The organism is Vibrio sp. V19_P1S1T109 (genome assembly GCF_002241375.1).
GTDB lineage: Bacteria > Pseudomonadota > Gammaproteobacteria > Enterobacterales > Vibrionaceae > Vibrio > Vibrio anguillarum.
Genome location: NZ_NDIM01000180.1, coordinates 20,209 through 32,606 on the forward strand (window position 1 = coordinate 20,209; position 12,398 = coordinate 32,606).

Annotated in this window: 9 protein-coding genes; 8 read left to right on the forward strand and 1 reads right to left on the reverse strand. The window is 46.5% G+C overall.

Going from position 1 to position 12,398, the window contains the following annotated elements:
- The first annotated feature begins 128 nt into the window (after positions 1–128).
- Genes B9J87_RS08570 through tldD form a run of 8 tightly spaced genes read left to right on the forward strand, consistent with a single transcriptional unit; the run spans position 129 to position 10,825 of the window.
- Positions 129–1,172 carry a rod shape-determining protein gene (locus B9J87_RS08570; protein ID WP_013857874.1) on the forward strand — a complete coding sequence of 348 codons (1,044 nt, stop codon included), beginning with the start codon at positions 129–131 and terminating at the stop codon, positions 1,170–1,172.
- Between the two features lie 51 nt (positions 1,173–1,223).
- Positions 1,224–2,111: a rod shape-determining protein MreC gene (mreC, locus tag B9J87_RS08575; RefSeq protein ID WP_013857873.1), complete on the forward strand. Its 888-nt coding sequence runs from the start codon at positions 1,224–1,226 to the stop codon at positions 2,109–2,111.
- On the forward strand, positions 2,101–2,589 hold the full coding sequence (gene mreD / locus B9J87_RS08580; RefSeq protein ID WP_013857872.1) for a rod shape-determining protein MreD: 489 nt from the start codon (positions 2,101–2,103) through the stop codon (positions 2,587–2,589). The genes mreC and mreD overlap by 11 nt, the downstream gene beginning before the upstream one ends.
- The gene (locus B9J87_RS08585) at positions 2,586–3,152 is read left to right on the forward strand and encodes a Maf family protein (RefSeq protein ID WP_026027832.1); all 567 of its coding nucleotides are present in this window, start codon (positions 2,586–2,588) and stop codon (positions 3,150–3,152) included. The genes mreD and B9J87_RS08585 overlap by 4 nt, the downstream gene beginning before the upstream one ends.
- 22 nt (positions 3,153–3,174) lie before the next feature.
- Positions 3,175–4,644: a ribonuclease G gene (rng, locus tag B9J87_RS08590; RefSeq protein ID WP_017047090.1), complete on the forward strand. Its 1,470-nt coding sequence runs from the start codon at positions 3,175–3,177 to the stop codon at positions 4,642–4,644.
- A 10-nt stretch (positions 4,645–4,654) separates the two neighbouring features.
- Complete coding sequence (locus B9J87_RS08595; RefSeq protein WP_094150230.1) at positions 4,655–8,539, forward strand: YhdP family protein; 3,885 nt, start codon at positions 4,655–4,657, stop codon at positions 8,537–8,539.
- Between the two features lie 10 nt (positions 8,540–8,549).
- Positions 8,550–9,383, forward strand: a complete 834-nt coding sequence (locus B9J87_RS08600; protein ID WP_094150233.1) for a carbon-nitrogen hydrolase family protein — start codon at positions 8,550–8,552, stop codon at positions 9,381–9,383.
- On the forward strand, positions 9,380–10,825 hold the full coding sequence (gene tldD / locus B9J87_RS08605) for a metalloprotease TldD (protein WP_013857867.1): 1,446 nt from the start codon (positions 9,380–9,382) through the stop codon (positions 10,823–10,825). The genes B9J87_RS08600 and tldD overlap by 4 nt, the downstream gene beginning before the upstream one ends.
- A gap of 117 nt (positions 10,826–10,942) precedes the next feature.
- Here the strand turns inward: tldD and arcA are convergent, their stop codons facing one another.
- Positions 10,943–12,163 carry an arginine deiminase gene (arcA, locus tag B9J87_RS08610; protein ID WP_094150235.1) on the reverse strand — a complete coding sequence of 407 codons (1,221 nt, stop codon included), beginning with the start codon at positions 12,161–12,163 and terminating at the stop codon, positions 10,943–10,945.
- Positions 12,164–12,398 lie beyond the last annotated feature (235 nt).

Below are 12,398 nucleotides of genomic sequence, written 5' to 3' on the forward strand. Positions count from 1 at the left end.
TTAGGAATCTGTTAGAAATTGCGTGTTTCAGTCCATGTTTATGCGTCAACGCCTTGCTGTGATCGCAAGGCATTGGTACATTTAGTGCAATTTTCTATCTTCTAATTCTTGCAGGACGAGCGAAGAATATGTTCAAAAAACTGCGTGGCATGTTTTCCAACGATCTATCGATCGATTTAGGTACCGCCAATACTCTTATATACGTTAAAGGACAAGGTATTGTCCTCGACGAGCCTTCCGTTGTTGCTATTCGCCAAGATAAAGGTCGTGGTGGAAAAAGCGTTGCTGCTGTCGGTCATGCCGCTAAGCAGATGCTTGGTCGTACGCCGGGGAATATTTCTGCAATTCGTCCTATGAAAGACGGCGTGATTGCGGATTTCTACGTGACCGAAAAAATGTTGCAACACTTCATCAAGCAGGTGCATGACAACAGTGTACTCAAACCAAGCCCTCGCGTTCTGGTGTGTGTGCCTTGTGGCTCCACCCAAGTTGAACGCCGTGCGATTCGTGAATCAGCACTTGGTGCTGGCGCGCGTGAAGTGTATTTGATTGATGAGCCTATGGCGGCGGCCATCGGTGCTGGTCTGCGTGTTTCTGAACCAACGGGTTCAATGGTGGTCGATATCGGTGGTGGTACGACTGAAGTCGCCGTTATTTCCTTGAATGGTGTGGTTTATTCTTCCTCTGTGCGTATCGGCGGTGACCGTTTTGATGAAGCGATCATCAATTATGTGCGTCGTAACTACGGCAGCTTAATCGGTGAAGCGACCGCAGAGAAAATCAAACATGAAATTGGCTCGGCTTACCCCGGCGATGAAGTGATGGAGATTGAAGTTCGTGGTCGTAACCTTGCTGAAGGGGTTCCTCGTAGCTTTACTCTTAACTCCAATGAAATCTTAGAAGCACTGCAAGAACCGCTTTCCGGTATTGTTTCTGCGGTGATGGTTGCGCTTGAACAGTGCCCGCCAGAGCTTGCTTCTGATATCTCAGAAAATGGTATGGTATTAACCGGTGGTGGAGCGCTGCTCAAAGATATCGACCGCCTCTTGACCGAAGAAACGGGAATACCAGTCGTGGTTGCCGATAATCCTCTAACCTGTGTTGCCCTTGGTGGCGGTAAAGCGTTGGAAATGATCGATATGCACGGTGGCGACCTATTTAGCGAAGAATAATGGCTTTGGGAGCCGTAAAGCTCCCATCATGACATCTAGGATTTTTATAGAATGAAGCCAATATTTGGTCGAGGACCATCTCTTCAGCTACGTCTCTTTTTTGCCGTGATTTTATCAGCCAGTCTTATGCTGGCTGATAGTCGTTTAGGTGCTTTTTCCAACGTTCGTTTTTTTCTTAATAGCTTAGTGGCTCCCATTCAATACATGGCGGATTTACCGCGCAGCATGTTTGATGATCTGTATGAGCGATTCGCCACTCATCAAAAACTGATTGAATCGAATCAACGTTTAAAACGAGAAGCGATCACCTTGAAAAGTGATTTGATCTTGTTTGATCAATACCGCGAAGAGAACCAACGATTACGTAAATTGCTTGGATCTTCTTTTGTTCGTGATGAAAAGAAGGTTGTCACTGAGGTGATGGCGGTCGATACCTCACCTTATCGTCACCAAGTTGTGATTGATAAAGGGCGAACGGATGGCGTTTACGAAGGGCAACCCGTTATCAACGATAAAGGTATTGTTGGTCAAGTGACTTTTGTGGCGGCGCATAACAGCCGGGTGTTGTTGCTGACTGACACCAATAGTGCGATTCCAGTGCAAATTATCCGTAATGATATTCGAGTGATTGCTTCAGGGAATGGTCAGGTGGATCGTATTCAATTGGAACACATTCCCACCAGCACTGATATTGAAGTGGGTGACTTGCTCGTCACATCAGGTTTAGGGGGCGTATATCCTGAAGGTTATCCTGTCGCACACGTTTCGGTGGTCGACAAAGATACCCAGCGTGAATTTGCGTCGATCACCGCCGATCCCGTGGTGGATTTTGATCGTCTACGCTATTTGCTGTTGATCTGGCCTAACGAAGATAGGCAGCAGAAAGTATTGCAAGTTACGCCAGAGAAAATGTTAGAGGAAGCAACCGATGGCCAGTAGTGTCGTGAAAAGTAAATTGGTGATTGGTGCATCCTTTCTCTTTGCTCTGGTTTTACAAACTATCCCTTGGCCGGGTGAGCTGGATCTATTGCGCCCATCGTGGTTACTGCTGGTGACATGCTATTGGGTTTTAGCGTTGCCGCATCGAGTCAACGTAGGGTCGGCTTTGATCCTTGGTTTGTTATGGGATCTGCTGCTTGGTTCAACATTGGGCATTCGTGGCATGATGATGGCCATTGTTGTCTACTTAGTGGCGATTAACTTCTTAGTGCTGCGTAATATGGCGTTATGGCAACAAGCCGTAATTATTGGCGTGTTATCTATGTTGCTTGAAGTGCTGATCTTCTGCGGCGAATATTTAATTCAAGATGTGACATTTAACCCGCTCTCGCTATGGGTTGGTATGATCAATTGCATATTATGGCCTTGGATGTTCCTACTGCTTCGTCGTGTGCGACGCCACTGGCACCTTAGATGATGAATAAAAAAATTGTATTAGCTTCTGGTTCGCCAAGAAGACGAGAGTTACTGACTCAACTGGGTTATCAGTTTGATATTGTGGTACCCAACGTTGAAGAGTGCCGTAATGAGCATGAAGCCCCAGCAGTGTATGTTGAACGTTTATCACGTGATAAAGCACTGGCTGGTGTTGCTTTATCCAACCCTGCTTCGATAGTTATTGGGTCTGATACCATAGTCGTGCAAGGTGAAACAGTACTTGAAAAACCTGCTGATTTTGCTCAAGCACAACAGATGTTACGCAGCTTATCTGGTACAAAACATCAAGTGATGACGGCCGTAACCGTAGCAACACATGATCATTCTAAATCCGTCGTGGTAACGACGGATGTATGGTTTAAACCTTTGTCAGATGAAGAAATAGAACAATATTGGCAATCGGGTGAACCTTGCGATAAGGCTGGCAGTTATGGCATTCAAGGATTGGGTGGACGATTTGTAACGAAGATCGAAGGCAGCTATTACGCTGTTGTAGGATTACCATTATTCGAAACTGACCAGCTCTTGCACGAATTTATATAATTAAAAACATTGAGGTGTACTCATGAGTGCAGAGTTGCTACTAAACGTCACCCCGAGTGAAACTCGAGTGGCGATGATTGAAGGCGGAGTTCTTCAAGAGGTCCACATTGAGCGAGAAGCGAAACGCGGCATTGTGGGCAATATTTACAAAGGAAAAGTCAGCCGAGTCCTTCCAGGAATGCAGGCCGCCTTTGTCGATATTGGTTTAGACAAGGCCGCTTTTCTTCACGCTTCTGACATTGTTCCTCATACTGAATGTGTGGCTGAGAACGAAAAACAGCAGTTTCAAGTTCGTGATATTTCAGAGCTAGTTCGTCAAGGCCAAGATATCGTGGTGCAAGTGGTCAAAGATCCATTAGGCACTAAAGGCGCCCGTTTAACGACAGATATTACCCTACCTTCGCGCTATCTCGTTTTTATGCCCGGCGCAAGTCATGTTGGTGTCTCACAACGCATTGAAAGTGAATCAGAGCGTGATCGTCTCAAAAAAGTCGTGGCTCATTATTGTGATGAGCACGGTGGGTTCATTATTCGCACCGCCGCTGAAGGGGCTGATGAGAAAGAGCTTTCACAAGATGCCGCCTTTCTTAAACGGCTATGGCTGAAAGTGTTGGAGCGTCGAGTTAAATACAAAACACGCTCGACACTGTATGGCGAATTGGGTTTAGCTCAGCGTATTTTACGAGATTTTGTCGGCACCGATTTGACGCGGATCTTAGTCGATTCGCGCCTTGAATTTGAGAACCTCAAAGAGTTCACGTCAGAGTTTGTGCCTGAGTTAACCGATAAGCTTGAACTGTATGAAGGTGACAAGCCTATTTTTGATATGTACGACACCGAAAACGAGGTTCAGCGTTCTCTCGAGCGTAAAGTGGAGCTCAAGTCTGGTGGATACCTTATCATCGACCAAACCGAAGCCATGACCACGATTGATATCAATACTGGCGCGTTTGTTGGCCGTCGTAACCTCGAAGAAACCATTTTTAATACCAATGTTGAAGCGACCCAAGCCATTGCCCGTCAGTTACGTTTGCGCAACTTAGGGGGCATCATCATTATTGATTTTATCGATATGATGTCTGAAGAGCACCGTAAGCGAGTGCTCAACTCCTTAGATGCCGCCCTGGTTAAAGATCGCGTCAAAACGAATATTAATGGTTTTACGCAGTTAGGCTTGGTGGAGATGACGCGTAAGCGCACCCGTGAAAGTATTGAACACGTGTTATGTTCGAGTTGTCCAACCTGTGAAGGCCGCGGCAGTGTGAAAACCGTTGAAACCGTCTGTTTCGAAATCTTACGTGAAATCACGCGTGTCAACCGTGCTTACGATGCGGATAAATTTGTGGTTTACGCATCCCCTGCGGTGGCAGAAACCTTGCAAGGTGATGAGTCTCATGCTCTTGCTGAGTTGGAAGTGTTTATTGGAAAAGAAGTGCGCATCCAAGCGGAGCCACTTTATATTCAAGAACAATTTGACGTTGTGATGATGTAGTAGGGCTTTTGTGATCTCAACTTTTACGCGCCTTTGGCGAATAGTATTGTGGTTTATCGTTAGCGTGCTAGTGGTGCTGGCTGTTGCTGTCACCACCTTGCGTGTGTTTTTGCCACAAATGAATCGTTTCCAAGGCGAAATACAAACGTTGATTAACCAAAATTCAGGTTTTGAATTTGAATTAAGTGAGGTCACTGGTTTTTGGCGTAATACTCACCCGTCAATTGCACTTAAGGGGCTAAAAGCAAAGCTACCTGATGGATCGCAAATTCACTTTTCTGCGCAACAAATCGATGTTGAATTTGACCTCATTCAGTCAATACTGCAAATGCAACCTGTGGTCGCGGATCTCAGTATTCATCAACTCAAATTGGATATTCGCTCGGTAAACTGGCTTGATCTACAGGCTGAAGATAACCAACAGAGCCGCACACAAGGCAATGTCATTCAACGTTTAGACAACCTACTGTTGCGGCAATTGGATGATTTTGCGCTACTCGACTCGACGGTTTTCTATCAATCTGTCGCGGGGGAGATTCGCCAGTTAGATATTGAACGTCTTCGGTGGAAAAATAACGCTCAGCAACATAAAGCTGAAGGCGTGGTGAGTATCGCTGATACCAGTATTAACTCTCTGTTAGTGAGTGCTAACTTTGAAGATCATGGTTCACTACGCGATATTTCAGGTCGCTTCTATGTTAGCGCTGACAATATCAAAATAAACCCGTGGTTGACTCGTTATCTCAAAGACGAAACCGGCATTAAGAAAGGACAGGTGAGTTTTAATGCCTGGCTGACCTTAGAACATAACCAACCCAAAGATGGCTATGTCGAACTTAAGCCCTCTGAACTGGTTTGGGGTGAAGAGCGTCAGCATGAACTGTTGTTAGAGTCGGGAATCATCAAACTGTTACCTATTGAACAAGGATGGCAAGTTAACGCTTACTCACTTCAGTTGCGCACGGATGACGAAGTGTGGCCTAAACTTGATGTCGCGTTTGAATGGCAACCGACGCAATGGCGTTTGAACTTGTCGCAGTTGGACATAAAAACTTTGCTTCCCTTTGTGAAAATGATGCCCGATTCCAGCAAAACGAACGAGCTTTTGCAGCAATTGGATTTTGGGGGCACCTTAGAAGATATTCGGCTCAGCAAAGGAGATAGCCTGCAATCGCTTCGTTATTCGGCTGAACTCAGTGATGGCGCCATGGCGCAATGGCAGTTATTGCCACAAGTACACCATCTCAAAGCCTCCATTGCAGGTAGCATGGAGAGTGCCCGCGCCAAAGTAACGCTGATTGATGACGTGTTACCTTATGGTGATGTTTTCCAAGCACCATTGAATATTCGTCAAGGTGAAGCCGATGTTGTGTGGCAAAAGCAAGACGATGGCTGGTCATTGTGGGCCAGTAAAGTGACTGCGGCGACGCCTGACTTACAAGTGCTTGGATCATTTCGTCTCGATTTTCCTGAAAAACGCAGCCCTTTACTTTCATTTTATGCGGAAGCGGACTTATACAATGCAGGTGAAACTTGGCGTTATTTGCCCACCTTAGCATTGGGGCGCAAGTTAACAGACTATCTCTCTACTGCGATTCAAGGCGGTAAAGCCAACACCGCTAAACTGCTTTGGTATGGTGAACTTGGCGATTTTCCCTACCAACAAAACAATGGCGTATTCCAAGCTTGGGTTGGTTTAAAAGAGGCGAAATTTAGTTTTGATACGGCGTGGCCGCCGATCACCAATTTGCAACTCGATCTGCTGTTTGAAAACGATGCGATGTACCTTGATTCACACTCTGCGACCTTAATGGATGTCACTGCTCAGCGGATCACAGGGCGAATACCTGAACTAGCCGAAGGTGGACACATCGAAATCGAAGCCAGTGCAACAGCCCAAGGCAATGCCGTACGCGACTATATGACCTCAACGCCTTTAGTGGATTCGGTGGGAGCGGCGTTAACGGCGATCCAAGTCAGTGGCGAAGTGCAATCTGAATTTCAGCTTCGTATTCCTTTTGATAGTGAGCAGGAACCCCGAGCGTGGGGTTGGGCGAATTTAAATAATAACCACGTGGAAATTGATGCACCGCCAATGGTGCTTGAGGGTGTCTCTGGCAAAATTGAATTTGATAATGACGTTGTGACGGCAGCTGGTTTGTCGGCTGATCTGCTGACTCAACCGATCTCGATTGATTTTAAAGGTGAAAATGCCAGCCAAGGTTACGCGGTGAATATTGATGTGGTGGGAGACTGGGATATTAAACCCCTGACGCCTTTTGTCGGTGAGCGCTGGCTAAACCGTTTAAAAGGGCATGCTCCTTGGCAAATGGGCGTTGATATTCAGCTCAATGATGTCGGTTTCACTTATCAAATCGACACCTTAGCCGATTTAAAAATGGTAGAAAGTGATTACCCTTACCCGCTAAAAAAAGCCTTCAACGTGGCAGGCAAAGCCCACTTGCAAGCATCGGGTAACCAAGAGTCGATCACCGCTCGCCTACAATTACCACAAGCGAAATACCAAGCTGAAATCGATATCACATCGAAAAAACCACGCCTGACAGCCACCAATCTCATAGTAGGGAGCGGCAATTTCAAAATCAGTCCAGTGGTTGGCCACCATGCGCAGATCCGCAGCGATACCTTTAATTTGGATGAATGGTTGAGTTTGGCCAACGAGCCTCAGCCGAAGAAAAAATCAGCTCTAGCGGAGATGAATACTCCCGAGATCCCACCACCAGAGAGAGTGGACATCAACGTCAAAGCACTTCTACTAGCGGGAATTGAATGGCACGATGTTGATTTTAATGCCAGACGTAAAAATCTCGGTTGGTACGCACAGCTTGAGAGCCAAGAAGCAAAAGGTCAAGCGAGTTATATTGAACCTTATGATTTGTCCGTCTCGCTTGAACGTTTGCACGTTTACATTCCTGAGCTGGAGGAAAGCTCCAAAAAATCACTGTTGGTTGATCAAGATCGCCAGTCTGAGCCGCTTATTACTGATTTTGACCGACAGTTTCATCGATTGGTGCCAAACTTAACTTTGGCCATTGATGATCTTTGGTTGCAGGGTTACAAGGTGGGCAAGATGAATATGGACTTCCAACGGCAAGGTGATACTTTGCAATGGAAGAAGATTGATATCAGTAGTGGTTCAAACCAAGTGACTATCAATGGTGTTTGGACGTTGAATAAAGACGCACAAGGTGATGAGCGTAGCCATACCCAACTGAATCTCACCATGAAAGGTGACAATAATAGCGATTTGATGGAGCGCTTTGGCATCAGCTCTGGTATCCAAAGAGCGCCATTTGAAATGTCGAGTCAAACCGAATGGGATGGCGCGCCTTGGTCAATGAAGATCGACAGCTTAGAAGGCAAGATAGAGACGACTATGGGTAAAGGGGTTGTTTCTGATGTCAGCGGTGCCGCTCGTTTACTCGGATTATTCAGTTTAGATTCCATTATCCGTAAAATGCAGCTCGATTTTAGTGACGTGTTTGATAAAGGAATGGCCTTTAACTCAATTACGGGCAGTGGTGAAATTTCGCAAGGGATTTTTGTTACCAACAACATCAAAATGGATGCTGTTGCCGGTGAAATGACCATTAAAGGCTTAGCGGATCTCAATAGCCGTACTGTTGATGCTGAGGTGAATTTTGTACCAGACATCACATCAGGAATTCCCGTCTTGACGGCTTTTGCGGTGACGCCGCAAACAGCGCTGTATGTCCTCGCTATTACGACCGTGATTGCACCTGTGGTTGAGGTCTTTACCCAAGTCAATTATGAGGTCAAAGGGCCAATCAACTCACCAGTTGTTAAAGAGCTTTCGCGTAGTCGAGGCGAGTTTAAATTGCCAGAAAAACTGAGAAAATTGACTGAAAAATAGGGAAGTAGGCATGGATAGCGTTGGACTTATTCAAATGACGTCAAGCTCTGAACCTGCGCAGAATTTGACCTATATCGAACAGCAAGTGTCACTACTTGTGGCGCAAGGTGCGAAGTGGATTGTCACGCCGGAAAATGCACTGGTGTTTGGTACGCGGCAACAGTACCACCAACATGCCGAGCCATTGGGACAAGGTCCTTTTCAGAGCCAATTGGCTGCTATGGCTCGCTTTCATCGGGTGTGGCTGTTGGTGGGCAGTATGCCTATCCGTCGTGAGGTTGGGGTAACGACTACCTCCTTGCTGTTTGATGCCAATGGCGATCTTGTCGCGTACTATGACAAATTACACATGTTTGATGTAGATGTTGCTGACGGCCACCAGCGCTATCGAGAATCGGAAACTTTTACCTGCGGCACAAAGCTGAGTGTTGCGTCGACGCCATTTGGTCAAATTGGCCTTTCCATCTGCTATGATGTGCGCTTTCCGCACCTCTATTCCCAATTAAGAATGCAGGGTGCCCAGATATTAGTGGTTCCTGCGGCCTTTACGGCGGTGACCGGAAAGGCACATTGGGAAGTCTTGTTAAGAGCCCGAGCGATAGAGAATCAGTGTTGGGTTGTTGCGGTTGGGCAAACTGGGCTTCATCCATGTGGGCGCGAGACATGGGGTCATTCGATGGTCATCAGCCCTTGGGGTGAGGTTATTGCAAGCTTAAACCAGCAAGTGGGGAATTTAGTCGCCGATATTGACTTGGCTTACGTTGAGCAAGTTCGACAAAAAATGCCCATTGCTGCACACACCCGATTCACGAATCAGTTTATAGATAATAAGAGCAAACTATGAGTATTAACCGCATTGAAGATGCACTATTAAAACCTGCAGGATTAACCGAGCAAGATATTGCGGATACACTAGCGACAATTGCCACTCGTCAAATTGATTATGCCGATATCTATTTTCAGTCGAGCTGGCATGAATCTTTAGTGCTCGAAGACAGCATTATTAAAGACGGCTCATTTAATATCGATTGCGGTGTTGGTGTGCGCGCCATCACTGGTGAAAAAACGGGTTTTGCTTATTCAGATCAAATCCAATTAGAAGGTTTGAAACAGAGTGCAATAGCCGCACGAGGTATTGCGCAGCAAGGTAAAAGTGGCTGTGTTCAAGCCTTTAAACGTAGCGATAATCAAGCCTATTATGCGGCGGATAACCCACTAGCCAGTTGGGAAAAAAAGCAAAAAACAGAATTACTGCAAGAGCTGGATGCTTACATTCGTACCAAAGAGCCTTTGATCCAAGAAGTCTCGGTGAGCTTAAGTGGTGTGCATGAACAGATGTTAGTTGCTGCAACCGATGGGACTTACGCAGGCGATATCCGCCCGTTGGTCCGTTTGTCGATCAGCGTGTTAGCACAAAAAGGTGATCGCCGCGAGCGAGGCAGCTCTGGTGGTGGTGGTCGTTTTGGTTATGACTTTTTCCTCACCGAACAAGATGGCCGTAAAGTTGCGTTTCAGTTTGCCGATGAAGCTATCCGACAAGCCTTAGTCAACCTTGAAGCTGTCGCAGCTCCCGCTGGCGCGATGCCTGTTGTGCTCGGTTCTGGTTGGCCGGGCGTCTTGCTTCACGAAGCGGTAGGGCATGGCTTAGAAGGTGATTTTAACCGCAAAGGATCTTCTGTTTTCTCCGGTAAAATTGGCCAGAAAGTAACCTCAACGCTTTGTACGATTGTTGACGATGGCACACTGAAAGATCTGCGTGGCTCGCTCAATGTCGACGATGAAGGTGTCAATGGTCAATACAACACCTTAATTGAAAATGGCGTGTTGAAAGGCTACATACAAGACAAACTCAACGCACGTTTGATGGGGGTGAACCCTACGGGTAATGGGCGTCGTGAATCGTACGCACATTTACCGATGCCGCGCATGACCAACACTTACATGTTGCCGGGTGAACATACGCCAGAAGAGATCATTTCAACAGTGAAGAAAGGCGTTTATGCGCCCAACTTTGGCGGTGGCCAAGTGGATATCACCTCGGGTAAATTTGTGTTCTCTGCCTCTGAAGCCTATATGATTGAAAACGGAAAAATTACTTATCCAATCAAAGGTGCAACCTTGATCGGTTCTGGCATTGAGGCAATGCAACAAGTCTCGATGGTGGGTAACGATTTGAGCCTTGATCGCGGCGTTGGAGTGTGCGGTAAAGCAGGACAAAGTGTGCCTGTTGGAGTAGGGCAACCTACGCTTAAGCTAGATTCGCTCACTGTTGGTGGCACCGAATAACGTTGTTACTCGCTCAGAGCTGACGTGGTTTGTATCGCGCAGCGTAAGCAAATAAAAAGCGGCGTTTTGATGCGCCGCTTTTTTATCTCTTTTATTCACTGCGTTGAATTGAGAAGGTTAAATATCATCTCGCTCGATCGGGCAGCTCATGCAGCGCGCGCCGCCTCGGCCTCGGCCGAGTTCATTGCCGGGGATGGTTAATACTTTGATGCCCGCCTTATCGTATTTCTCGTTAGTGTAGACATTGCGCTCGTAGCCAATCACAACTCCGGGTTTAACCGTTAGCACGTTGTTGGCGTCATTCCATTGCTCGCGCTCAGCCTCATAGCTATCACCACCAGTGGTGATGATTTTGAGTTTGTCCAAACCTAACGCGCGTTCAATCGCATTAACATAACTTGGCATTGAATCGACGTTCATCCCGCCATCGCCTTTTGGCGTTAAACGCCATGTTTCTAAATCATGACGCATAATTTCGGGGTAAACAGAAAAGGTGTCGACATCCATATGTGTCATCACCGTATCTAAATGCATACAAGAGCGGTGTTTAGGCAGGTTAACGGCAATCACCTCTTTGGCCTGCCCATGTTTAAATAAACTCGCAGCAAAATTTTCTACCCCTTGCACCGTCGTGCGTTCGGAAATACCAATCAACACCGTACCTTTACCGATCACCAGTACGTCGCCCCCTTCAATATTGGCATTATCGTAGTGCAGATCTTCATCACCGAAATATTTGATAAAATCCTCGCCTGAAAATACAGGATGCCAACGGTAAATGGCGCGTAAATGGTTGGTTTCACGTTGGCGTGCTGGTTTCATCATCGGATTAAGCGATACGCCGCCATACACCCAGCAAGAGGTATCGCGGGTAAAGAGATGATTGGGCAACGGCTCAATCACAAAATCTAACGGACGATGCATTTTAGGTAGCATCGAAGAGGAGTGGATGGGCAGTTCGGAATAAGCAAGACCACCGAGTAGCAGAGTGGCGAGGTGTTCGTTATCCATGTCAGCTAAATAGCAGCGCAGATCGCGCGCCAAAGTGGGACCATAGCGAAAATCAGAAATTTGCGTATCGAGCAACCACGCTTTGGCATCGGCAACGGCTAAGGTTTCGACTAAGAGATCATGCAGCAACAGCACTTCAACATCTTGGTCCTTCAATGTGTTGGCAAAGGCATCATGCTCTTTTCCTGCATCTTCTACGGCAAGCACATCATCAAATAACAGTTCATGACAGTTCGACGGTGTGAGATGAGTTAAGGCACGCTCTGGCCGATTGAGTAATACTCGGCGCAGTTGCCCAACTTCAGATCCAACGTACAGCTTATTCATTTTGTATCCCTACTCTTATTTCTCATGTTCTTTATGACAAGCTTAAGCGATCGATGCAAGTCTACTTAGTGGTGATATTAGCTGTTATTTTGTGAACTTATAGTTGTGTATGCTTTGAAGTGTGCACTTATTAAAAAATAACTCCAAAACCAGCCAAATAAGCCTAATGACGACAAAGTGCTTTGTTATGCGTTTTTGGCTCAGAGGAGGGTGAATTAAGCATGAAGAATAAGTG

Excerpts from the sequence above, each read along its gene's own strand:
- B9J87_RS08570 (WP_013857874.1), top strand. The coding sequence starts at position 129 with ATGTTCAAAAAACTGCGTGGCATGTTTTCCAACGATCTATCGATCGAT.
- mreC (WP_013857873.1), top strand. The coding sequence starts at position 1,224 with ATGAAGCCAATATTTGGTCGAGGACCATCTCTTCAGCTACGTCTCTTT.
- mreD (WP_013857872.1), top strand. The coding sequence starts at position 2,101 with ATGGCCAGTAGTGTCGTGAAAAGTAAATTGGTGATTGGTGCATCCTTT.
- B9J87_RS08585 (WP_026027832.1), top strand. The coding sequence starts at position 2,586 with ATGATGAATAAAAAAATTGTATTAGCTTCTGGTTCGCCAAGAAGACGA.
- rng (WP_017047090.1), top strand. The coding sequence starts at position 3,175 with ATGAGTGCAGAGTTGCTACTAAACGTCACCCCGAGTGAAACTCGAGTG.
- B9J87_RS08600 (WP_094150233.1), top strand. The coding sequence starts at position 8,550 with ATGGATAGCGTTGGACTTATTCAAATGACGTCAAGCTCTGAACCTGCG.
- tldD (WP_013857867.1), top strand. The coding sequence starts at position 9,380 with ATGAGTATTAACCGCATTGAAGATGCACTATTAAAACCTGCAGGATTA.
- arcA (WP_094150235.1), bottom strand. The coding sequence starts at position 12,163 with ATGAATAAGCTGTACGTTGGATCTGAAGTTGGGCAACTGCGCCGAGTA.